Origin of the sequence: Streptomyces sp. NBC_00358, from assembly GCF_036099295.1 — a bacterium.
Taxonomy (GTDB): domain Bacteria; phylum Actinomycetota; class Actinomycetes; order Streptomycetales; family Streptomycetaceae; genus Streptomyces.
In genome coordinates, this window is the sequence record NZ_CP107976.1 from 8,602,073 (window position 1) to 8,623,876 (window position 21,804).

The 21,804-nt window shown below is 71.0% G+C and carries 18 protein-coding genes and 1 pseudogene; 13 read left to right on the plus strand and 6 right to left on the minus strand.

What is annotated here, in order from left to right; translation table 11 throughout:
* Positions 1 to 89 precede the first annotated feature (89 nt).
* The gene (locus tag OHT01_RS36825; protein ID WP_328557449.1) at positions 90 to 1,832 is read left to right on the plus strand and encodes a molybdopterin-dependent oxidoreductase; all 1,743 of its coding nucleotides are present in this window, start codon (positions 90 to 92) and stop codon (positions 1,830 to 1,832) included.
* A 58-nt stretch (positions 1,833 to 1,890) separates the two neighbouring features.
* Here OHT01_RS36825 and OHT01_RS36830 read toward each other — a convergent pair whose 3' ends face one another.
* The gene (locus tag OHT01_RS36830) at positions 1,891 to 2,244 is read right to left on the minus strand and encodes a GAF domain-containing protein (protein ID WP_328558394.1); all 354 of its coding nucleotides are present in this window, start codon (positions 2,242 to 2,244) and stop codon (positions 1,891 to 1,893) included.
* 139 nt (positions 2,245 to 2,383) lie between these two features.
* On the opposite strand from OHT01_RS36830, the gene OHT01_RS36835 reads away from it, so the two are divergent.
* Together OHT01_RS36835 and OHT01_RS36840 are read left to right on the plus strand one after the other, a co-directional pair.
* A complete protein-coding gene (locus tag OHT01_RS36835) occupies positions 2,384 to 3,241 on the plus strand; it encodes a DMT family transporter (protein ID WP_328557450.1) in 858 nt (285 codons plus the stop codon).
* Positions 3,242 to 3,282: 41 nt separating this feature from the next.
* Positions 3,283 to 4,026: an HAD family hydrolase gene (locus OHT01_RS36840; protein WP_405918019.1), complete on the plus strand. Its 744-nt coding sequence runs from the start codon at positions 3,283 to 3,285 to the stop codon at positions 4,024 to 4,026.
* A gap of 182 nt (positions 4,027 to 4,208) precedes the next feature.
* On the opposite strand, the gene OHT01_RS36845 is transcribed toward OHT01_RS36840, so the two are convergent.
* The 3 genes from OHT01_RS36845 to OHT01_RS36855 form a co-directional block, all read right to left on the minus strand.
* Complete coding sequence (locus OHT01_RS36845) at positions 4,209 to 6,548, minus strand: SpoIIE family protein phosphatase (RefSeq protein WP_328558395.1); 2,340 nt, start codon at positions 6,546 to 6,548, stop codon at positions 4,209 to 4,211.
* A gap of 180 nt (positions 6,549 to 6,728) precedes the next feature.
* Positions 6,729 to 11,000 (minus strand): HAMP domain-containing protein, encoded by a 4,272-nt coding sequence (locus OHT01_RS36850; RefSeq protein WP_328557452.1) that lies wholly within the window; start codon positions 10,998 to 11,000, stop codon positions 6,729 to 6,731.
* 357 nt (positions 11,001 to 11,357) lie between these two features.
* Positions 11,358 to 12,239, minus strand: a complete 882-nt coding sequence (locus tag OHT01_RS36855; protein ID WP_328557453.1) for an RNA polymerase sigma factor SigF — start codon at positions 12,237 to 12,239, stop codon at positions 11,358 to 11,360.
* Positions 12,240 to 12,666: 427 nt separating this feature from the next.
* Here OHT01_RS36855 and OHT01_RS36860 point away from each other — a divergent pair, with 427 nt between their 5' ends.
* Positions 12,667 to 13,602 (plus strand): sensor histidine kinase, encoded by a 936-nt coding sequence (locus tag OHT01_RS36860; protein ID WP_328557454.1) that lies wholly within the window; start codon positions 12,667 to 12,669, stop codon positions 13,600 to 13,602.
* A 125-nt stretch (positions 13,603 to 13,727) separates the two neighbouring features.
* Here the strand turns inward: OHT01_RS36860 and OHT01_RS36865 are convergent, their stop codons facing one another.
* Complete coding sequence (locus OHT01_RS36865; protein WP_328557455.1) at positions 13,728 to 14,297, minus strand: Dps family protein; 570 nt, start codon at positions 14,295 to 14,297, stop codon at positions 13,728 to 13,730.
* Between the two features lie 66 nt (positions 14,298 to 14,363).
* Positions 14,364 to 14,534 carry a hydrophobic protein gene (locus tag OHT01_RS36870; RefSeq protein ID WP_328557456.1) on the minus strand — a complete coding sequence of 57 codons (171 nt, stop codon included), beginning with the start codon at positions 14,532 to 14,534 and terminating at the stop codon, positions 14,364 to 14,366.
* 224 nt (positions 14,535 to 14,758) lie between these two features.
* Here OHT01_RS36870 and OHT01_RS36875 point away from each other — a divergent pair, with 224 nt between their 5' ends.
* From OHT01_RS36875 to OHT01_RS36915, 9 genes and pseudogenes are all read left to right on the plus strand, one after another.
* Positions 14,759 to 15,124 carry a DUF5133 domain-containing protein gene (locus tag OHT01_RS36875; RefSeq protein WP_328557457.1) on the plus strand — a complete coding sequence of 122 codons (366 nt, stop codon included), beginning with the start codon at positions 14,759 to 14,761 and terminating at the stop codon, positions 15,122 to 15,124.
* A 729-nt stretch (positions 15,125 to 15,853) separates the two neighbouring features.
* Positions 15,854 to 16,120 (plus strand): hypothetical protein, encoded by a 267-nt coding sequence (locus tag OHT01_RS36880; RefSeq protein WP_328557458.1) that lies wholly within the window; start codon positions 15,854 to 15,856, stop codon positions 16,118 to 16,120.
* Between the two features lie 255 nt (positions 16,121 to 16,375).
* The gene (locus OHT01_RS36885; protein WP_192582574.1) at positions 16,376 to 16,552 is read left to right on the plus strand and encodes a hypothetical protein; all 177 of its coding nucleotides are present in this window, start codon (positions 16,376 to 16,378) and stop codon (positions 16,550 to 16,552) included.
* A gap of 230 nt (positions 16,553 to 16,782) precedes the next feature.
* Positions 16,783 to 18,396: a GAF domain-containing SpoIIE family protein phosphatase gene (locus tag OHT01_RS36890; RefSeq protein ID WP_328558396.1), complete on the plus strand. Its 1,614-nt coding sequence runs from the start codon at positions 16,783 to 16,785 to the stop codon at positions 18,394 to 18,396.
* A pseudogene (locus OHT01_RS36895) lies at positions 18,393 to 19,122 on the plus strand (cobalamin B12-binding domain-containing protein). Before OHT01_RS36890 ends, OHT01_RS36895 begins: the two are co-directional and overlap by 4 nt.
* Entirely contained in the window at positions 19,119 to 19,502 is a 384-nt protein-coding gene (locus OHT01_RS36900) for an STAS domain-containing protein (protein WP_328557459.1), read from the plus strand. Before OHT01_RS36895 ends, OHT01_RS36900 begins: the two are co-directional and overlap by 4 nt.
* Positions 19,503 to 19,714: 212 nt before the next feature.
* Positions 19,715 to 20,080 carry a PRC-barrel domain containing protein gene (locus OHT01_RS36905; protein WP_328557460.1) on the plus strand — a complete coding sequence of 122 codons (366 nt, stop codon included), beginning with the start codon at positions 19,715 to 19,717 and terminating at the stop codon, positions 20,078 to 20,080.
* A 223-nt stretch (positions 20,081 to 20,303) separates the two neighbouring features.
* Entirely contained in the window at positions 20,304 to 20,717 is a 414-nt protein-coding gene (locus OHT01_RS36910) for an ATP-binding protein (protein ID WP_328557461.1), read from the plus strand.
* A gap of 293 nt (positions 20,718 to 21,010) precedes the next feature.
* Positions 21,011 to 21,670, plus strand: a complete 660-nt coding sequence (locus tag OHT01_RS36915) for a fasciclin domain-containing protein (RefSeq protein WP_328557462.1) — start codon at positions 21,011 to 21,013, stop codon at positions 21,668 to 21,670.
* Positions 21,671 to 21,804: the final 134 nt, after the last annotated feature.

Sequence of the window (21,804 nt, forward strand, 5' to 3'; positions counted from 1 at the left end):
TCATCCCACCGGCGCCCCGCACCGGGGCGAGACGTCATCGGATCGGGTGAGGGACCAATCCGCCGGACGACCGGGATCGGATTCCGACCGTGAAGACAGGACAGAACGATGTGCACGCGCCGGCGCCCTGGGCAAGGATCGCGCTCGGCGCCCTGAGCGGGACGCTCGCCGGGTTCGCAGCCCTCGCCGTGGCCGAGGCGGTGTCGGCGTTCGTACGACCCGAGGCCGGCCCGGTCGTCGCGGTCGGGGGAGCCGCGATCGACCGCACACCGCCCGCCCTGAAGGACTGGGCGATCCGTCACTTCGGCACGCACGACAAGCTCGTCCTCCAGCTCGGGATCCTCGTCGTCCTCGCGCTGTTCGCCTGCGTGCTCGGCGCGCTCGCGGTACGCCGTCGGCGCACGGGAGCGCTGGGCGTGCTCCTGTTCGGAGTGATCGGCGGCGCCGCGGCGATCGACCGTCCCGACTCCACGAGCTGGACCGACGCCCTGCCGTCGGTGGCCGGAGCCCTGTGCGGCGCACTGGTCCTGTACGTCCTGGCGGGCCGGCTCTCCACCGCCCGCCCCGTACCCACGGCACCGGATTCCGAACCGGACCGCACACCGGATGCCGGTCTCGATCCCGCGCCGGACACGGCCTCGCGGCCAGGGCCGGATTCCGGACGGTACGCCGAGCCGCCCGGGAGCGGGGCGGGTACGGCCGACGGTGCCGCCGTACCCGCCACCCCGTCGAGCCAGGCCGGCTGGGACCGGCGCGGATTCATCGTCGTGGCCGCCGCGGCCGCCGCGGCCTCCGCCGGGGCCGGGGCACTGGGCAGGTCGCTGAACGGCTCCCGCGGCCGGAGCGCGGTCGCCTCGCGCGAGGGCCTCGTGCTGCCCGCCGCAGCCTCCCCGGCGGCGCCGATTCCCCAGGGGGCGCGGCTTCGCGTGCCCGGGGTCAGCCCGTTCGTGACGGCGAACGGCGACTTCTACCGCGTGGACACGGCTCTGGTGGTCCCCCGGGTGGACGCCACGGGCTGGCGGCTGAGGATCCACGGAAAGGGCGTGACCCGCCCGAGGACCCTGACCTTCGACGAGCTGCTGCGGCGCGAGCTGATCGAGCGGGACATCACGCTCACCTGTGTGTCCAACGAGGTCGGCGGCCCCTACGTGGGCAACGCCCGCTGGATCGGAGTGCGCCTGGCCGACCTGCTCGCCGAGTGCGGTGTGCGACCGCCGTCCCAGGGCGGTCCGGCCGATCAGCTCGTCGCCCGCTCGGTCGACGGGATGACGATCGGCAGTCCCGTGGACGACGTGATGGACGGCCGGGACGCACTGCTGGCCGTGGGGATGAACGGCCGGCCGCTCCCGTTCGAGCACGGCTTCCCGGTGCGGATGCTCGTACCGGGTCTGTACGGCTATGTGTCCGCGTGCAAGTGGATCAAGGACATCGAGCTGACCACCTTCGACGCCTACGACCCGTACTGGGTGAAGCGGAAGTGGGCGCGCAGGGCTCCGGTCAAGACCCAGTCCCGCATCGACACACCGAAGCCCTTCGCACGGCCCAGGGCGGGCACCGTCATGGTCGCGGGGGTCGCGTGGGCCCAGCACCGGGGGATCGACAAGGTCGAGGTGCGGGTCGACGACGGGCGCTGGCAGGAGGCCGAGCTGGCGGCCGAGGACACCGTCGACACCTGGCGGCAGTGGTCCTTCCCCTGGCGGGCCACCAGCGGCGGCCACACCCTCACGGTCCGGGCCACCGACCGTACGGGACAGGTGCAGACCGGGAGACGCACCCGGACCATTCCCGACGGTGCCTCCGGCCGGCACTCCGTGGTCGTCACCGTCGGCTGAACCGGGCCCGGACCCCGGTGCGACGCGTTCCGGGCGGCCGGAGACGGACTTCGGGTGCTCAGCGCTCCTCGGTCGCCGCCGTGTGCAGATGCGCCAGCGCGTCGAGTACGACGGTGTGCCGGTGCCAGGAGAGCCAGCGGCCCACCATGAGACCGGTGGCCTCCAGGGCGTGGAGCTGGGCGCGGGTGAACCCGGGCAGCGGCCGCTCGTGGTGGGAGGAGACCATGCCGACCGGTACACCGGCCCGGTTGACCAGGGGCACGCTGTGGCAGGCCCGGCTGCCCGCGCGCAGGATGACGTGCCGGGAGCCCTCGTCGAAGACCTCGGCGGTCGCCACGTCGCGGACGGTGACCTGGCGGCGGTCCTCGGCGGCCTGCGCGCACGCTCCGCAAGAGCTCCTGCCCGGATCCAGCCGGTATCAGGTTGAGGTCCTGCCGACGGGATCGACGACAGACGCGACCGCAGGCCCGACGCCGGACCGGCCCCGTGCGCGTCGTCCGGTCGGCGGGCCAGCGGAGGCCCGGTCCGCCGTCCCGGGGCATGGTGGAGGGGTGACCGGACTGGCCGTGCTGTTCGCGCTGCTCGGGGCCGCCAGCAACGCGATGGGCACGGCGTTCCAGCGCAAGGCGGCCGCCCGCGTCCCGGAGGGCGGCGGACTGCGGCTCATCCTCCGGCTCGCCCGGCAGCCCCCGTGGCTGATCGGCATCGGCGGAGTGATCGGGGCGGCGCTCCTCCAGGCACTCGCGCTGGCCAACGGGCCGCTGTCCCTGGTGCAGCCCCTGTTCATCCTGGAACTGCCCTTCGCCCTGATGATCGCCATCCCGTTGCTGCACCGCCGCCTGCCGGGCGCGGGCTGGTGGGCCGTCGCCGGTGTGGTGGCCGGCCTCGGTCTCGTCCTGCTGTCGGCCGCGCCCTCGGGGGCACGTTCCTCCGCCTCCATGGAGCGCTGGATCCCGGTACTGATCCTGTGTCTGGGAACCGTGGCGGTCGCGGTCGCCGTAGCCCGTCCGGGCCGGCCGCCGCTGTTCCGCGCGGCCGTCCTCGGGTCGGCGTCGGCCATCAGCAACGCGCTGACCGCCGCCCTCCTCAAATCGGCCGTGGGCACGCTCGACGACGACGGGTTCACCGCGTTCCTCAGTGTCTGGCAGACCTACGGTTTCGCCGTGACCGGGGTCGCCGCCGTACTGCTGCTGGAGAACGCCCTCCAGGCGGGCCCCCTGGTCGCCTCGCAGCCCGCGCTGACGATCGGGGACGCGACACTCAGCCTCTTCCTCGGTGTCACCCTCTTCGGCGAGACGATCCGCACCGGCTGGTGGCTGCTTCCCGAGCTGATCGGGGCCGGGCTGGTGCTGTGGGGCGTCCTCCGGTTGACCCGGGTGGTCCCGCATCTCGCGGCCATGGCCCACTGACAGGCCGTCGACGGGCCGAGTGGCCGACACTCGCTCGGTTGGTGACTGCCGTGACTGGACAGACCAAGGTGGTGACGAGTCGGATCGAGAACGTTCGGGAACTGGTCGCGCGGACACGGTATGTCGTCTTCGGCTTCGACGGCCCGATCTGTCAGCTCTTCTCCGGGGCCGAGGCGGCGGCTGTCGCACGGGCCGGGTCTGACTGGCTGACGGAACGGGGCCCGCGCACGGTGCTCACCGAGGAGGAGCGAGGCGGTCCGGACCCGTACGACGTGTGGACGGCGGTGGCCCGACGGCACCCCGGCAGCGACCCGGCCGCCGGACTCGAAGAGCGCCTCACCCGGTTCGAGCTGGAGGCGGTACGCACCGCGCTGCCGACCGCCTACGCGGATCCGCTGATCCACACATGGGTGGCGGTCGGGGCGAAACTGGCCGTGGCGACCGGCAACTCGGCCATGAGCGTCACCTCGTACCTGAACGCGCGGGGGCTCATGCCCTGCTTCGACCCGCACATATACGGCCGTACGCCGGACCTGGACCCGCTCACGCCCCATCCGCGGTTCCTGGAACGAGCGCTGAGCGCGATGGGAGCGGCGCCGGAGGCCTCGCTGATGATCGGCGGCACTCCCGCGGACCACACGGCGGCACTCCGGGCCGGTGTCCCCTTCCTCGGCTACGCCCGCCGCCCCGCCCGAGCGAGGGCCCTGCACGAGGCGGGGGTCCCCGCACATTGCGTCACGGACTCGCTGGAGCCGCTGCTGCGGGCCCTGCGGGAGCGTTCCTGAGCCGGTCACTCGGCCATACGGGGGGAATCCCGGCCGGAAACCTGTGTGCATGCATCTCCGGAACCGGGGCAGCAGCATCCTGAGACAGTTCGGGAAAGCTACCCCCCCTGGCGAACCCGAGCTGTACGGCCCCGCAGGCAGTCACTCCCCCCGGCTGCCCGCGGGGCCGCATCCGTTCGCCCCTACCGCACCTGGATGCCGACGATGCAGGTGTCGTCGTCGGTGTCGGACCTGCTGTACGTCAGGAGCCGGTCGAGCTGATGGTCCAGTGTCCTGGACGTCGTACGGGCCGCGTGGAGCAGTTGGCGCAGCGATACCTCCACCGAACGGTCCCGACGTTCGATCAGCCCGTCCGTGTACATCAACAGCGTGTCGTGGACGGCCAGTTGGACCTCGTCCTCCTCGAACGTCGCCTCGGGGACGGCGCCGAGCAGGATGCCCTTGAGCAGCGGAAGCGGGTCGGCGTCCGCGTCCCGGACCAGCACGGGCGGCAGATGCCCGGCCCTGGCCCAGCGCAGAACGCGGCGCCCGGGGTCGTAGATCCCGCAGACGGCGGTGGCGGTGACCCCGCCCGTCAGATGGTGCGCCACGATGTTGAGCCACGACAGGAGCTGGCCCGGCCCCGCGCCCGTCACGGCGAGTCCGCGCAGCGCGTTGCGCAGCACCACCATGCTGGTCGCCGCCTCGATCCCGTGACCGGCCACGTCACCGACACACAGCAGGACCAGGCCGGACGGCAGGACGACGGCGTCGTACCAGTCGCCTCCGACGAGGTGCTCGGTCTCCGCGGGACGGTAGCGCACCGCCACATCGAGCCCCGGCGCCCGCATCGGCGCGTGCGTCGGCGGCATGATCGCGTGCTGCAACTGGAGGGTCAGCCGGTTGCGCTCGTGCGCCTGCTGTTCGGTGTGCGCCAGTTGGTCACGCGTGACGGCCAGCGCGACCTCGGTCCAGTGCTGGGCCGAGATGTCCTGGTAGGCCCCGCGGACCACGAACAGCCGGTCGTCGGCGTCGAGCACCGGCTCGGCCACCACGCGGATGTGCCGGGTCACCCCGTCGGGACGCTGCAGCCGGAACGCGGCCGTGGCGGGCCGTCGATGGTGCAGGACGGTCCGCAGGAACCGGCCGATGGTGACGGCGTCGTCCGGATGGGCGTGCTCGGGCAGCTCCTCCAGCGGCACGCAGGCGCCCGAGGGGGAGCGTCCGTACAGGTCGAAGAGCGTCTCGTTCCAGATGATCTCGCCGGTCAGCAGGTTCTCCTCGAAACCGCCGACCCGGCCGAGCCGCTGGGCGTGCTGGAGCAGACTCGCCAGCCGCGCCGTCTCGTCCTCTATGCGCCAGATGAGCAGCACGGTACCGCCGTGCCGGCTGACGTTGATGTCGGCCACGGCGGACAGTGGCACCTGGTCGACCAGGGCCGTGAGATCCATGCGCCGGGCCCGGAACGGCTCCCCGGTGGCGTAGACCCGCTCGATGCACTGGAACAGGTCGCTGTCCCCGGCGGCCATCGGATAGGCCTCCAGCAGCAGCGCCCCGTGGACGGTGCCCCGGGGCCTGCCCGCCGGATCGAGGAAACGTCCGTTGACATGGCGGATGCGGAAGTCCGCGAGCCGTCCCTGCGCGTCGAGCTGGGGCACCAGGACGAGCGCGGGATCGTGCAACCCGTCCACCAGGTCGATCAGTTCGGAGACATCGGTCGTTCCCCGCACGTCGTTGCCGTCGTGCGGCAGGGTGTGGGTCTCCAGCGTGTGCGAGCACAGCTCGGCCAGCGCCTCGATCTGACGGACGACCTGCGGCGGCTGGGGTTCCAGGACGGACGGCCAGACGATCTCCAGGACGCCGTGGATACGGCCCCCGGAGCCGGCCGGCACCGCGACCCGTCCGCCGTCCGGATGGACCGCGTGCCCGATGGACGGCAGCCCGGTGCCCGCCAGCGAGCCCGCCCACTGCGTCGTACGGTCGGACAGCGCACGGCGCGCCATCGTCGCCACGCCCGGGGGAACATAACGCCAGCGCCTGGCCTCGGCCGCCGAGAATCCGGCGCTGCCCGCCAGTGAGAGCGAACCGTCGGCGCCCGCGGCCCAGATGGCCACGGCGACCGCCCCGAGCGGGGTGAGCGCGTGCTGGAGCAGCGAATCGGCCACCGCCTGCGTGTCGTCGGCGGCCAGCGCGCCGCTCTCGGCCGCGCGCAGCCGCACCGCGGGGGCTTCGTCCTCGGCCGCCCGCTCCGCCGTGGTGGCGAGGAAGGTCCGGGTCACCTCCGAAAGCCGGTCGTGCGCCGCCTGGTTGATGATCTCGACCGCGAGCTGGAGCTGCGGCACCTTGGACTGTTCGGCCAACTCGGCGAGCTGACGGGCCGCCTGCGAGGGTCCGCAGCCCAGCCGCTCGACCAGGATTCCCTTCGCCAGCTCGATCAGGGCCCGCCCTTCGGCCTCGGCCTGGGCGGCCCGCACCTCGCGGCGCAGCCGTTCGACCGTGGCCGCCAGCCGGCCCACCGGAGAGGTCCGGGCCGTGCCCGACAGCTCACCGGCCTCATCGCCGTCCGCGACGGGGTCCCCGGAACCGGCGACGTTCGCGTCGGTCGTCTCAGGAATGTTCACGGTGCGGCCGCTCCTCGGCGGGGACCCTGGGGAGGGTGGGGGAGGGGCGGCAGCGGCGGGTGTGCCGCGGGCCGGCCGGAGCGGTGGGTGCGGGGCGCCATGTCATTCACCCAGCCAGCGCCGGACGCAGGCGATGAGGTCGTCGGTGTCGACCGGCTTGGTGACATGGTCGCTGGCACCCGACAGCAGGCTCTTCTCCCGGTCGCCGGGCATGGCCTTCGCCGTCACCGCGATGATCGGCAGGTCGGCGTACCGGGGCATCTTGCGGATCTCGGCGGTCGCCGTGTACCCGTCCATCTCGGGCATCATCACGTCCATCAGGATCAGCGCGACCTCGGGGCGGCTCAGCAGCGTCTCGATGCCCTTCCTGCCGTTCTCCGCGTGCAGCACCTGGAATCCGTGCAGCTCCAGAATCCCGCTGAGCGCGAAGAGGTTGCGGGCGTCGTCGTCGACGACGAGCACGGTACGGCCCTGGAAGGCGCTGTCGATCAGCGGTGCGGGCCGGCGTGCCGCCTCCTCGGCGCGGACCAGCGGGACCACGTCGCCCGGCTGCTCCGCGGACAGGTGCAGCGCGATGCGCTCGCGCAACTCGTCCAGGCTGGACAAGAATTCAAGGGACCGGGCGCCGGAGCGGGACTGCAGCGCCTGTTCCTGCGCGAGGTCGACGCGGCTGCCGTTGTGGACCAGGACGGGAACGGTCGCCAGGGCCGAGTCGCCCTCCACCGCTTCGAGGAACCTGGCCGTCTCCCCTTCCGGCATGCCGAGTTCGAGGACGACGCAGTGCCACGGTTCCGCCGCCAGCGCGCTCGCCGCCTCCTGCGCCCCGACGACCGTGATGACGTCGACGCTCTCGCGCGCGTCGCCCTCGTCACGGCTGCGCGCGACGTCGCCGACCGCGCTCTCGGCCACGAGCGTCAGCAGGCCCCGCGGCCGTTCCTCGACGACCAGCAGCCGTCGTCGTCGCTGGCGGGGCAGGCTGATGGAGCCGGGAGCGGCGCGCCGCGGCTCGGTGCGGGCCGCGGCGCCCGCGTCCCCCTCGGACGCGAGGCCCCCGGCCAGCAGTTCTTCGAAGTCGGTCCGGGCGACCGGCAGGAAGAGCGTGAACGTACTGCCCTGCCCGGGAGTGCTGTCGACGGTGACCGCTCCGCCCAGCAGGTGGGCGATCTCCCGGGTGATCGACAGTCCCAGACCGGTGCCGCCGTACTTGCGGCTCGTGGTGCCGTCGGCCTGCTGGAAGGCGCCGAAGATCGTCTCCAACTGCTGCTCGGGGATGCCGATACCGGTGTCCTTGACCCGGAAGGCGGCGACCGTGCCGCCACGGCGCACGCCCGCGGGGATCTCCTGGTCGGCCGCCGGTTCGATCCGCAGTTCGACGCGTCCCCGCTCGGTGAACTTCACCGCGTTCGACAGCAGGTTGCGCAGCACCTGGCGCAGCCGGGAGTCGTCGGTGAGCAGGTCGACGGGGGCCCCGGGAGCGGTGCTGACCGTGAACTCCAGGCTCTTCTGCGAGGTCATCGGGCGGAAGGTGGCCTCGACGTACTCCAGGAGCTGGCGGAGCGGGACCCGCTCGGGGGTGACGTCCATCTTGCCGGCCTCGACCTTCGACAGGTCGAGGATGTCGTTGATGAGCTGGAGCAGGTCCGAGCCCGCGGAGTGGATGATGCCGGCGTACTCGACCTGCTTCGGCGTGAGATTGCGCGAGGGGTTCTGCGCCAGCAACTGGGCCAGGATGAGCAGGCTGTTGAGCGGGGTCCGCAGCTCGTGGCTCATGTTGGCGAGGAACTCGGACTTGTACTTGGACGCCAGCGACAACTGCTGGGCCCGTGCCTCCAGTTCCTGCCGGGCCTGTTCGATCTGGAGGTTCTTCGCCTCGATGTCGCGGTTCTGGGTCGCGAGCAGCGAGGCCTTGTCCTCCAGTTCGGCGTTGGAGCGCTGGAGTTCGTCCTGCTGGACCTGCAACTCCTCGGAACGCGCCTGGAGTTCGGCGGTCAGCCGCTGCGACTCGCCCAGCAGCTCATCGGTGCGCGCGTTGGCCACGATGGTGCTGACATTGACGCCGATGGTCTCCATCAGCTGTTCCAGGAAGGTCCGGTGGCCCTGCTTGAAGCGGGTGACCGAGGCGAGCTCGATGACGCCGAGCACCTGTTCCTCGACGACGATGGGCAGGACCACCAGCGCCGTCGGCGCCGTCTGCCCGAGTCCCGAGGAGATGGTGACGTAACCCGGCGGCACCTCGTCCACCGTGATGGCCCGCCTGCTGCGCGCGGCCTGCCCGACGAGCGAGCGGCCCAGCGGAATACGGGTGGGCCGTCCGTCCTCGTCGGGATAGCCGTACGACCCGACCAGCCTGAGCTCCGTGCCCTTCGCGGTCTCCTCGGCGAGGTAGAAGGCGCCGTACTGCGCGGTGACCAGCGGGGTGAGTTCGTCCATGATGAGGTCGGCCACCACGTCCAGGTCGCGGTAGCCCTGCATCAGCCCGGAGATACGGGCCAGGTTCGTCTTGAGCCAGTCCTGCTCCTGGTTGGCGCGTGTGGTCTCCCGCAGCGACTCCACCATGGAGTTGATGTTGTCCTTCAGGTCGGCGACCTCGCCCGAGGCCTCCACGGTGATGGACCGGGTCAGGTCGCCCTCGGCCACGGCGCTGGTGACCTCGGCGATGGCGCGGACCTGGCGCGTGAGGTTGCCGGCGAGTTCGTTCACGTTCTCGGTGAGGCGCTTCCAGGTGCCGGAGACGCCCTCCACCTCGGCCTGGCCGCCGAGCCTGCCCTCGCTGCCGACCTCGCGGGCCACGCGGGTGACCTCCGCGGCGAAGGCGGAGAGCTGGTCGACCATGGTGTTGATGGTCGTCTTGAGTTCGAGGATCTCGCCCCGGGCGTCCACGTCGATCTTCTTGGACAGGTCGCCCTTGGCCACGGCCGTCGTCACCAGGGCGATGTTGCGCACCTGCCCGGTGAGGTTGTTGGCCATCGAGTTGACGTTGTCGGTGAGGTCCTTCCAGGTGCCCGCCACGTTGGGCACGTGCGCCTGGCCGCCGAGGCGTCCCTCGGTGCCGACCTCGCGGGCGACTCGGGTGACCTCGTCGGCGAACGCGGACAGCGTGTCGACCATCGTGTTGATGACGTCGGCCAGGGCGGCGACCTCACCCTTCGCCTCGACGGTGATCTTCTGCGACAGGTCGCCGCGCGCGACGGCGGTGGCGACCTGAGCGATGGAGCGGACCTGGCCGGTCAGGTTCGACGCCATCACGTTGACGTTGTCGGTGAGGTCCTTCCACGTGCCGGAGACACCCCGTACCGTCGCCTGTCCGCCCAGGTTGCCCGCCGTGCCGACCTCGCGGGCCACCCGGGTCACCTCGTCGGCGAACGCCGAGAGCTGTTCGACCATCGTGTTGATGGTCTCCTTGAGCTCCAGGATCTCGCCGCGGGCGTCCACGGTGATCTTCTGCGACAGGTCGCCCTTGGCCACCGCGGTGGCCACCTGGGCGATCGAGCGGACCTGGGCGGTGAGGTTGCCCGCCATGAAGTTCACCGAGTCGGTGAGATCGCGCCAGGTGCCCTTGACGCCCTTGACGTCCGCCTGGCCGCCGAGGCGTCCGTCGGTGCCGACCTCGCGGGCGACGCGGGTGACCTCGTCGGCGAAGGCGGAGAGCTGGTCGACCATGGTGTTGATGGTGTTCTTGAGTTCGAGGATCTCGCCCCGGGCGTCCACCGTGATCTTCTGGGAGAGATCTCCCTGGGCCACCGCCGTCGTGACCTGGGCCACGTTGCGGACCTGGGCTGTGAGGTTGCCCGCCATGAAGTTCACCGAGTCGGTGAGATCGCGCCAGACCCCGCCCACGCCGGGGACCTGGGCCTGGCCGCCGAGGCGTCCGTCGGTGCCGACCTCGCGGGCGACGCGGGTCACCTCGTCGGCGAACGCGGAGAGCTGGTCGACCATCGTGTTGACGGTCTCCTTCAGCTGCAGGATCTCGCCGCGGGCGGGCACGTCGATCTTCTGCGAGAGGTCGCCCTTCGCGACGGCCGTGGCCACCTGCGCGATGTCACGGACCTGCGTGGTGAGGTTGCCCGCCATGGCGTTGACGGAGTCCGTGAGGTCGGCCCAGGTGCCCGAGACTCCCGGCACCTCCGCCTGGCCGCCCAGGGTCCCCTCCGTGCCCACCTCGCGCGCCACCCGGGTCACCTCGGAGGTGAACACCGACAACTGGTCGACCATGCCGTTGAACACGGTGGCGATGTCACCCAGCAGGCCCCCGGTCTCGTCGGGGAGCCGGGTGCCGAAGTCACCGTCGCGCACGGCGGTGAGGCCGGCCAGCAGTTGGCGCAACTCCTGCTCGCCCGGTGTCCGCACGGACGTCCCGCTCGCTGCCCTGGTCATGGCCACCCTCGTTCCGCTCCCCTGGAGTCCCGTGTGCCACGGAACTCGGAACCACGCCGGGTCCACGGACGGCCCCCGCCCGCCCGTGGAATTCCCGCAGATCACGGGTCGTCCCGCTAAGAAAATACGCCGCAGGCTAACCCAGAAGGCAGGGGCTGAACAAAGCGTGCGTGGAAACTCTCCAGCGGTTCAAAAATATTGCCGGTGACAGGAATAACCACGAGTGAAGGGGATACACAGAACTCTTTTGGTCCGAGGCCGTCCGGACCGCGCACACGAAGTCCCGCCGACCCGCTGCGGACGGGAGTCCGGGGCGGGGCGACGGGACCGTCGTACGGGCCGTGCCGTGCGGCTGGGTCAGGCGACCGAGGGGTCGAGCAGCCCTGTCCGCAGACGCTTGATGATGCGGGTGATCAGCCGGGAGACGTGCATCTGTGAGATACCGAGCTCCTCGCCGATCTGCGCCTGGGTGCGCTCCTCGACGAAGCGCAGGTGGATGATCCGGCGCTGGCGGTCGTCGAGTTCGGCGATCAGCGGGGCCAGCGAGTTGAAGTCCTCGACCAGTTCCAGCGAGGCGTCCTCCTCGCCGATGAAGTCCGCGAGGACGGCCTCGCCGTCCGCGCCGCCGTCGGCCGTGAGCGCGGCGTCGAGGGACGAGGAGTTGTAGCCGTTCGACGCCTTGCGGGCCTCGATGACCTCTTCCTCGGACAGGCACATCAGCTCGGACAGTTCACGGGTCGTGGGCGTACGGCCGAGGCGGGTGCGCAGTTCCTCCGTCGCCTTGGCGAGCTCGACACGGGCCTCCTGCAGCCTGCGCGGCACGTGGACGGCCCAGCTCGTGTCCCGGAAGAAGCGCTTGATCTCACCGACGATGTACGGAACGGCGAAGGAGGTGAACTCGACCTCGCGGCTCAGCTCGAAACGGTCGATGGCCTTGATCAGCCCGATCGTGCCGACCTGGACGATGTCCTCCATCTCACCCTGGCTGCGGCTGCGGAAGCGCGCCGCCGCGTACCGGACGAGGGAGAGATTCATCTCGATGAGGGTGTTGCGCGCGTACTGGTACTCGTGCGTGCCCTCCTCCAGAACCGAGAGGCGGTCGAAGAACTGACGCGACAGCTCGCGTGCGTCCTTCGGGCTGATCTTCAGCGGCTCGTCGATCTGCGGAAGGGAGCCCTCCCAGGTCGTAGCCGCCCGATGCGCCGTGTCCGTTGCCTTCGCTGCCGTCACGGCTGCCATGCCGTCCACCCCAAATCGTCCGAAGGAATTGATGACAGGGCCCGTCTGCCCTGCTTCACACCGCTCATGCCACCCATCGCCGAAATTCTGCGGAACGCGTACGTGCCGCCCGTCCCGGCGCCGGGTCAGGGGTACTTCCGCCCGGGGGCACCGTTCGGATGCGGGGCGGCGGCACCGATTTCCCGAGCGAACCGCCCATGGTTCACAGGGGGAACCCGGGGCAGGTGAGGATGGAGTGGGGCCGACGCGGCGGCGCCGCCGGGCCAGGGGGCCTGCCCCGGGAGCGCGGCGGCCGAGTAAAATGGTTTCGGGGTGAGTCCGTGGGCATCGAGCAGCGAGTGGACGGAGCGCAGACGCTCTTCCCGTCGGTGTGCCCCGACGCGGGACCGCCGGCGGGACGCGGGCCCCTGAGCGCGGTGATCGCGGCATGACGACGGCGACAGTCCCCGGTGAACCCTTCGTCCACCCCGCTCTCATCTATCACGGCGACCATGAGTACGTGGAAGCGACGACGCGCTTCGTGTCGGACGGCGTAGCCGCCGCCGAGCCGGTGGCGGTGGCCGTGCCCCCCGCGCGGCTGGAGCTCATCCGAGGCGCTCTGGGACCGCGGGCCGCCGACGTCCACTGGGTCGACATGACCGTCGCCGGCCGGAACCCGGGCCGGATCATCCCCTCCGTCCTGCGGGCGTTCGCCGACACCCATCAGGACGTGCGGGTCCGGATCATCGGCGAGCCGATCTGGGACGGCCGTACGGCGGTGGAGTACCCCGCCTGCGTCCAGCACGAAGCCCTGATCAACGCGGCCTTCGGCGGACGCGAGGTGACGATCCTCTGTCCCTACGACGCGCGAGCCCTCGACCACGAGGTGATCGCCGACGCCCACGCCACGCACCCCGTCGTGATCAGCGGCGGCCGGGAGAGCGTGAGCCCGGTCTACGACCCGGACGGTGTCCTGGCGCGCTGCAACCAGGCGCTGCGCCACCCACCGGGCGCGGGGTCGGTCCGCTTCGACGCGGAACTCCTGCCCGCCGCCCGTGACTTCGCGATGAGCGAGGCCCGGGAACGCGGGATGAGCCGGGCCCGTCTGCAGGACCTGAGTCTCGTCGTCGCGGAGCTGACGACCAACAGCGTGGTGCACGGCGGCGGTTCGGGAACCTTGAGGATCTGGGCGGAGAGCGATCAGATCGTGTGCGAGGTGCGGGACGACGGGCGGCTGAGCGACCCGCTGGCCGGCCGGCATCCCGTACGCCCCGATCAGATCGGCGGACGGGGCCTGTTCCTCGTGCACTTCGTCTCGGACCTCGTGCGTGTGCACACCGAGGACTCCGGCACGACGGTGCGCAGCTACATCGCCCGCGTCTGACGGTCCGGCAGCGTGGTGCCTCGTCAGGCCCTGTGCGCCGGTGGACGTGGAGGTGGGTGTGGGGCTCGAACCTGTACTGCCGGTTCGGGCCCCACACCCACCTGTACCGCCGTCTTCTCCCGCCGCTACGGCGCGGTGTCCGGCCCGGCCGATCGCGCCGCCTCGCGTTCCGTGCGGGCGCCGGCCTGTGACAGGGAACCGCCCGAACTCTCCAGGTGCGCCCGGACGAACCACTGGAACTGTTCGAGCGAGCGGAGCTGTTCGATGAGAAGGTCCTCGGTCACCGGGTCGATCTTGCCGACCTCGGCCACGGCCGCGCGGTGGTCCTCGACGATCCCCGTGCAGACGAGGTCGAGAGCGCCGAGGTGCGCAATCGCGTCGGCACGGCCGACGCTGTAGTCGTCCCAGGTCCGTTCGGCGACGAGGGCGCCCGGCGTGCCGTGCGGAACCCCGCCGAGGGCGGAGATCCGCTCGGCGGTGTCGTCGGCCATGTCCCGTACGCGGTCCACCTGGGGATCGAGCATTTCGTGCACGGCGATGAAGTGCGGGCCCACGACGTTCCAGTGAATGTGTTTCAGCGTGAGCGAAAGGTCGTTGAGAGCGTGCAGCCGGGTGCCCAGCACGTCGATGATCCGGCCGCCGTCATGCGTACTGACGCCGGGGACCGTGTAGTGGGGTGTCGTGGAATTCGCCATGTCCTTTTCCTTCGTACACAGATTGTCCTGCGGATGTCATCGGTCGCGGAATGTCCGTGGGTGGGACTACCAGCGGTACCAGCGGCCGCGACTGCCGCTGGACGCGCCCGGACGGGCCACGAATCCGACCAGCCAGACGACCAGCACGATGACCGCTATCCACCACAGCGCCTTGACGGCGAAGCCCGCACCGAAAAGGAGCAGGGCGAGCAGAAGAACGAGAAGCAGGGGAACCATCGGTATCGACCTCCAGTGCCTCCAAGTGCCCCTGCCCCTTTCCTTCACACCTCGGGTGCCGGCGTCGATCCGCGCCGGGCGCGGGGAAATACGTGAAGGGAAAGGCGGCCGGATTCGGCCGGGCGGTGGACGTTGGGCCAAATAGGTTGTCTGGGGCGGCTGTTGCGAATGAACCGTGGTGAACCGGGGCACACGGACGGAAACTCGAGAGAGGAGCCCTCGCCGTGCTCGTACCCGACCCGAAGGTTGTCCGGAGGCTGCTGACGCGTTACGCGGCCCTGAAGATCGCGTACGCCGAGAAGGAGACGCTGGAGACGGCCCGCGGGCTGGAGGACGTCACCTACACGCTCTGTGTCATGACCGGAACCACCACCGTGCACGACGCCGTCGTCGCCGCCGACGCCATGCTCGTCGCCGGAGGGAACCGGCAGGACCCGCAGCGAGGCGGTCTGCTGGGGAGGGGGATGTCATCGACGGTCGCTGTCTCGCCGAACGTGCTGCCCGCGGTCGTCGCACCGCCGGCGCAGCCGCACACCGAGGTGCGGGCTCTGAACTGCCGGGGTGTCGGCACTCCCGGCCCCCTCTTCTGACCGCCGGGCTCTTTCGCGCGGGGGCACCGCCCGGCCGGGTGGTGCCCCCGCTTGTTTCCTCCTGCCGACTTCTTCCCCTACTCGCCGCGATGTCGCCAGTACCAGACCAGAGCCGCGACGAAGGCACACAGGAAGACGAGGGGCAGGATCAGTCCTGGGATCCGGGCCGCTGTCACGACAGGGCTCCGACAGGAGAACAAGCCCATGGGGAACGGGTGTTGGCCATTGCTATCCGCTTTCGACGAGCTGCCGGCCACCGGGGCGCGCGGCGACGGGACCCGTCCCGGCAGCGCCCGCGCCCAGATGGCGAGGGCTCAATGATGGCCGGAAGATCGGGAAACCGTCCCCGGCAGGGAGCGGTTGGATGTGTGTGCGAGGTGACGGGGTGCCGCCGGGGAGGCCACCCTCGGAGGGTGCCCTCGGGCGGCGGCGGACGGAGGGGCATGACCCGGGTCGCCGGTCGTGTTCCTATCCATCGAACGGCTGAACTACCTAGTCGGCTCCCGCTCGTTCTCCTGCTGTGAGCATCGTCGAGGCGGAGATGAGGAATCGATGAGCCGACACAGCAAGGGCCGAAGGCACCGCAAGGTGAACATGACGCCGCGTCCGGTCGGACCGAGGAGATCACCGCGCGCAGTGCGGGAGCGGACGAGCGCGGGTGAGACGCCGCCGGCCAGGCCCATGTCCCCGATTCCCGGGCAGATCACGAACGGGGAAGGGGGCGGCGTCGTGTCCAGGAAGGTGAGCGAGAGCGGTCTGAGCCGCCATGCCGTGCGCACCTGGGAGCGGCTGGCGGAGGCCGGTTCGGACGGGGCCGAGGTCGCCGAACTCAGCGAGGCCGTGGGCTTCCGGCGCACCACCGTGCTCGGCCATCTGAAGGGCCTGGCCGAACTCGGGCTGGCCGAGGACCGCCAGAGCGTGTGGCGGGCGACCGGCCCGGTGGAGGGTGCGACGGCGTGTGAGGGCGTACGGGCTTCGGCCGGGACGGTTTCCTAGGACGTCGGCCTGACAGGGGGGCGCTTGCCGGGACGGACACCCCGGCGAGCGCCCCTCGCTCGTCCCTTCGTCCACGTGGCTGTTCGCCTGATTTCGGCATCCGGCGGGAGACCCCGTCTCGGACGCCCTCGAATTCCCGCGCCGGAACTGGGGAGCGGATGCCGTGGATTCATCAGGTGCCGCGGTGTCGGGCGGCTTTCTCGGGGCATCCGGACCCCATCGCTTCGGCCATCGTCATTTCACAAGGGAGTTCCCATGCTCGGCATCGCTGCCGCCGTACTGCTGTTCATCGCGTTCCTGATCAACGCCGGTGACGTCTCGACCAATCACGTGTTCACCTCGACCAATGTCATGCTCATAGGGCTCGCGTTGCTCGCTCTTCACCTCTCGGGTGTCGGCGGGGGCTGGACGACGCGCAGTCGCCGCCGCTGACGTACGGGCGGATCTCTCCGGCGGCGGACGCGGCGGCACCCGCCGGCCGGGACGGCCCCTTTCGTGTGATGCAGCGGGGTGACTTGCCGTGACGCACTCCGCCGCGAGATGGTTGTCGGACGGAAACAATCTGTCGTCCGGAAAGGTGGTGGGCCCGCGGACGCGGGTCCTTGCTCGTGGACACTTCCCAGCAGCCTCCCGCCGGCCCGCGCGGCGCCGTTCCGGGCGCCATGTGGGGCTTCGCCCCCTATCCCGTGGTGGTCGCCGACCCGTCCGGCGGGGTGGTCGGGACGAACCCCGCCGCCGCCGCCCTCTTCCCGGGCGCGATCACCGGTACATGGCTGCACGACGTGGTCCCCGCGTGGATCGCCGACGCGCACACGCGCCTGCGGGTCCACGTGCCCGGACCCCGGAGCCCGGGACCCGGCACGCCGGCGCACGGCCGGGTCGGCGACCGGACCTTCGAAGCGCATCCCACTCGCACGGACGACGGCGACGTCATGTGGTGGCTGGTCGACGACACCGACCGGCGGCTGGCGGAGGAAGCGCTCAGGACCGAGCGGGAACGCACCGCCTTCCTGGCCGACGCGTCGAGCGCCCTGCTGTCGTCACTGAACGTCGAACGGTGCATGGAGGTGACGGCCGCCCTGGCCGCCGAGCACCTCGCGGACGCCGCCGTGATCGTCGCCCCTCCGCACGGGCACAGGGTTCCGCTGACGTACTGCGGCCCCGACGGCGCCGTGGCGCACCGAACGGTGCACGACGACGTGGAGCAGTTGCCGGGTCTCAGCGACGCCCTGCGCGGATTCCCGCCCGTACCGTCCCGCTGGATCGACCCGGCGACCCTGCCCGGCTGGGTCCTGCCCGACGGATTCACGGAGCCGGTCGGCTCGGCGGTGGTGACCCCGCTGCCCGGCCACGGCGTACCGGCCGGCGCGTTGATCCTGCTCCGGTCGAGCCGTCGCGCCGCCTTCACGGAGAGCGAGGAGATCTTCGCCCGTCTCTTCGCCTCACGCGCCGGAGCGGCCCTGTCCGCGGCCCGCATGTACGCCGAACAGGCGGCCATCACCACGACGTTGATGCGCGAGCTGCTGCCGCCCCAACTGCACACCGTGCACGGGGTCGAGTTCGCCGGGAAGTACCGCCCGGCAGGCCGGACCGAACGCGTCGGCGGGGACTTCTACGACGTCCACCCCGGTACGGACGAAGGCCAGGAGTCCCTCGTCGTCCTCGGGGACGTCTGCGGCAAGGGACTCGAAGCCGCCGTGCTGACCGGCAAGATCCGCAACACCGTACAGGCGCTGCTGCCGCTCGTCGAGGACCACCAGCGGCTTCTGGGACTGCTCAACGGCGCCTTGATGAACTCCCATCACACCCGCTTCGCCACCCTCGCCATGGCCTCCGTCGTACGCCGCGCGGGCATCGTCCATCTGCGCGTCACCAGCGCGGGACACCCCCCTCCACTGATCGTGCGGGCCGACGGCGCCGTCGAGGAGGCCAGGACACGCGGGACGCTGATCGGCGCCTTCTGGGACATCAGCTCGACCACGGCCCTCGTCGAACTGGCGCCGGGAGAGACCTGCCTCTTCTTCACGGACGGCATCACCGAGGCCAGGGGAGGACCGCTGGGCGACGAACCCTTCGGCGTCGAACGCCTGGAGACCGCGCTCACCCAGTGCGCCGGCATGCCCGCCGAGGCCGTGGTGGAGCATGTCCAGATGCTCGCCGCGCAATGGGTCGGACGCGGCGGTCACGACGACATGGCGACCGTCGCGGTCACCGCGCCCCACCACGCGCACCTGAGCGCGGTGAACGGCCGCACCCGGGGCAGGTACACCGGATGAGCCGTACCTTCAGCCGGCACACCGACGCCCTGACGCTCGGCCCCGCCCGCGAACGTCTGTGGTCGGCGGTGCACCGGGGCGACGAGCACCGCGCCGCGGCCGTCGTCCTCGACGCACTGGAGTCGGCGGGCGATGCCGAGACCGTCCTGCTGGACCTGATCGCCCCGGTGCAGGCGAGAGTCGGCACGGAGTGGGCGGCGAACCGGCTCACCGTCGCGCAGGAACACACCGCGACCGCCATCCACGACCGGGTCATCGCCCTCCTGGCCCACCGCTCCGGGAACCGGAGCCAGACCCCGCGCGCTCCTCGTGTCACGGTGGCCTGCGTCGACGGCGAGTGGCACGCGCTGCCGGCCAGGCTCCTCGCGGAGGTACTGCGACTGCGGGGATGGCGGGTGGACTTCCTCGGCGCGCACGTGCCCACCCCCCCCATCTCATCGCGCATCTGCACCAGACGGGATCGCGGACGGTGGCGCTCTCCTCAAGTACCCGGCCACAGCCCTCTACGTGGCCGACGAGGAACCGTTCACGAGGTTCATCCTCTGGACCGCCGACATCCTCACCGCTCGCCGTGTCCCCGCGCACAGCCTCGACCCCGCTCTCGACCTGCTGGCCCAGCACCTCAAGGACTTCCCCCGCGCCTGCCGCACACTGGCCCACGCGCGGGAGGCGCTCGGAACCCGAACGCCACTGCCCGAGATCCCCGGCCCCGGAAAGCCCGCATGACCACTTCGCATCCCCCCACCTTCACGCTGACCGTCGAGGTCGAGCCCACGGCCCTCGTGATCCACGTCCACGGCGATCTCGACCACGAGACCTGCGACGAGCTGATGAGGGCCGTCGACCAGAACTTCGCCGACGGGCGCACACCCGAGGGACGTGTGCTCGAACTACGCGTGGACTTCGCCGGTCTCGGCAGCATCGACTCCATGGGACTGTCCGTCCTGTTGATGATCCGGCGTCGTACCGACGCGGCAGGCGTGGACCTCCGCCTCGACGAGCGACCCCCCGGCCTGGACCGCCTGTTGGAGATCACGGGCACGCTGGACCATCTCACCGCGCCCTGTGACGCGAACTCGCGGGAGCGGCGACCCGGTACCGGCTGACGGGCCGTACGACCTGTTCACCTCCACCGGTGCACGGCGCCAGGACCGGGGACGCGCGGGGCGATTCCCTCGCGTGCGGAGCGGATAGCGGGGTATCTGCAGCCCTGTGAGGCGACACGCGGGCGGATCACCGTCTGCGGGTCATCCCCCCGTCGCGTGCCCGCCCCGGGTGAGCCGTCGGCGGGGCGAACCGACGAACTGACGGAGGAACCATGACGGTCGACAGAATCTGGTCGTACGCACCGGAGTTCGACCACCCCGAAGTGCACGAACTGGCCGGCTACAGCGTCGAGGCGAGCGACGGGACCATAGGGCACGTCGACCGGCAGTCGGACGACTCGGGGATGCGGCACCTGGTCGTCGACACGGGCGTCTGGGTGTTCGGCAAGAGCGTGCTGGTCCCGGTGGGCGTCGTGGCCGGGATCGACACGGTGTCTCAGAAGGTCACCGTGACGTGCACCCGCGAGGAGATCAAATCGGCGCCCGTGTTCAAGACCGACCGCGAGACCCTCGACCCCGTGTACCTGTCCAGCGTGGGCAGTTACTACCGGAGCCTGCCGCCGAGGCAGCCGGCATGAGCCGTCGTGAGGGGACGTACGACGGTGTGCGAGCGGCAGCCGGCGCCCGTGTGTCCGCGACCGGATCCCCGCGCGGCGCAGGGGGGACACACGGTGTCCCCCCTGCCGGGCCGGCGGGGGGCTCCGGCCCGAGCGGACGGGGCGTGACAGAGACCGGGGGCCGCTTCGTCCCCGCCGACCGTGTCCGCACGGCGCTGGGAGTCCCGGGCCCGGCGACCGGACGATGAACCCGGCCGACCGCGCTCCCGCGGCGACGCGTCACGCGGTCACGAGCGCCGCGACCGCACGCCGTCATGTCGGGGCGTTGCTGCGCGAGCACGGCCGGGAGGGCGACACGAGCCCGGACGCGGTCATCGATCTGCTGCTGGTGGTCTCGGAACTGGTCACCAACGCGATCCGGCACGGCGGCGGGCTCGCCGGCTTCGACGCGACGGTGACCGACGCGGGCGTACGGCTCGCCGTGCGCGACAACAGCGACGTCGCCCCCGTACACGCCTACGGCACCGGAGAGATCCCGCGGACGCACCGGCTGAACGGATACGGCTGGCCCCTGATCATCCGTCTCTCCCGCGGTCTGACCATCGAGCGGTGTCCCGAGGGCGGCAAGACGATCCGGGTGTTCGTCCCCCTGATCTGAGCCGCGCCCCGCCTCGGGTGGCGTGTTCTCCGAAGCTGCGCGCTCCCCGGATTGGTCCCGGCCGGGATTTCCCACGAAACGGTGAATGCCCGTAGGCCGACCAATCCAGGACGGCTCCAGGACCGGATTCCCCCTGTGAGCCGAGATCCGAAGAGTCCGACGCGTTCCACCGAGCGCGCCACCGGCGCCTCGCGGAAGTCCGTCCTTTCGTTCTCCACGGTATTTCCGCTCGAAAACCACGGCATTTGCTGGTCCGCGCATCGAATGCCGCTTCGTTCCGACAGGAGAACCTCATGAACATGCGTATCCGTCGTGTCGCGATGGCCGTCGCCACCGCCGCTGTGCTGCCGATCGCGCTGACGGCCTGTTCCCAGGACAGCAAGGACACGGGCGCCTCGAATTCCGCGAAGGCGGCGGCCTCGGCCCCGGTCTCTGACGGGGAGTCGACCGGTTCGTCGGGGATGGCGGGGAGTTCCGGCGAACCGTTCGGTCCGGGCTGCGCGTCGGTGCCGAAGAACGGGGCGGGGTCCTTCGACGGCATGGCGAAGGACCCGGTGGCGACGGCGGCGTCCAACAACCCCGCGTTGTCCACCTTGGTGACGGCGGTGAAGAAGGCGGGTCTGGTGGACACACTGAACAACGCCGAGAACATCACCGTGTTCGCACCGACGAACGACGCGTTCGCGAAGATCCCGAAGGTGACGCTGGACAAGGTCCTGGCGGACAAGGCGCAGTTGACGAAGATCCTGACCTATCACGTCGTGGGCCAGAAGCTGACGCCGAAGCAGTTGGAGAACGGTTCGTTCGACACGCTGGAGAAGAGCAAGCTGACGACCAGCGGGTCGGGGGAGTCGTACACGGTGAACGACTCCGCCAAGGTCGTGTGCGGCAATGTGAAGACCGCCAACGCGAATGTGTACATCGTCGACACCGTCCTGATGCCCAAGAGCTGACGGCGCGACGCTCCGGCCCCGCGGCCGACAGCCGTGGGGCCGCCGTGGAGGACGGGGCCGCCGGGCAGGGACGACGTCCTCCGCGTCCGACCGAACCCCGGACGGCGACCGTGAACAGGCGTAGGGGGACCCGC